Genomic DNA, 532 nt, shown 5'->3' with positions numbered 1-532 from the left:
AATATTTCATAAAAAATATTTAAAATTTTTATTTAATTCAATAATTATATATATTTATTAAAAATTTCATAATTTATAATTTCAAAAATGGACAAAAATTTCGAAATTGATAAAACAGATTTAAAGATTTTATCTTTATTGATGCAAGATGCCAAAATGCCTTATACGGCCATTGGCGAAAAAATATTCGTTTCAGGTGGAACTGTACACGTTCGAATGAATAAAATGGAGCAAATGGGGATTGTAAAAGGCTCTCAATTAATTGTTGACCCGATTAAACTAGGCTGGGATATTAGTGCTTTTTTGGGAATTTATTTAGATAAGAGTGAATTATATGATACCGTAGCCGACCAACTTGAGAATATTCCAGAAGTTGTGAGCATAAATTATACAACGGGGCAATATAGTATTTTCGTCAAAATTGTTTGCAGAGATACGCAGCATTTACGAGAAGTATTACACGATAAAATTCAGAAAGTAGGCGGAATAAACCGAACTGAAACATTCATTTCATTAGAAGAAAGGTTTAATC

At 29.1% G+C, this 532-nt stretch carries 1 protein-coding gene; it reads left to right on the top strand.

Annotated elements, in window-relative coordinates:
* Window positions 1-87 precede the first annotated feature (87 nt).
* Window positions 88-532 (top strand): Lrp/AsnC ligand binding domain-containing protein (locus A6M55_RS07800; protein WP_064197140.1); only part of this gene is annotated, 445 nt, incomplete at its 3' end.

The sequence above is a fragment of the Emticicia sp. MM genome (assembly GCF_001649495.1).
Note: the sequence above shows the minus strand (reverse complement) of the source record. Positions and strands in the feature narration are given on the sequence as shown.